A 246-nucleotide genomic window follows, 5' to 3' on the forward strand; every position below is an offset into this window, starting at 1 on the left:
ATAAAATCTAAGAATTTGTCAGTTATACAAATCCCTATAAAAAATTATTCGTTATTTATTCACATCAAAAAAATAAGGGTTACCACCCATGTTCAGTCGCATTTCATCTGTAATTTGAAACGATTCATTTGAATTAAGCTCATTATTTGCGCCATAGTCAAGCTGAAAACTTCCGTCATAATGATTAGGTTTTTGTTCCATCTTTTTCACCTCCAATCATTTTATTATCTTCTCTCTCCATATAAT

At 29.7% G+C, this 246-nt stretch carries 1 protein-coding gene; it reads right to left on the reverse strand.

What is annotated here, in order from left to right; all coding sequences use genetic code 11:
* Window positions 1-51 precede the first annotated feature (51 nt).
* Entirely contained in the window at window positions 52-201 is a 150-nt protein-coding gene (locus V7164_RS25510; protein ID WP_335355634.1) for a hypothetical protein, read from the reverse strand.
* Between the last annotated feature and the right edge of the window lie 45 nt (window positions 202-246).

The organism is Bacillus sp. JJ1474, assembly GCF_036965225.1.
In the GTDB taxonomy this organism is placed as follows: Bacteria; Bacillota; Bacilli; order Bacillales; family Cytobacillaceae; genus Cytobacillus.

Excerpts from the sequence above, each read along its gene's own strand:
- V7164_RS25510 (WP_335355634.1), bottom strand. The coding sequence starts at position 201 with ATGGAACAAAAACCTAATCATTATGACGGAAGTTTTCAGCTTGACTAT.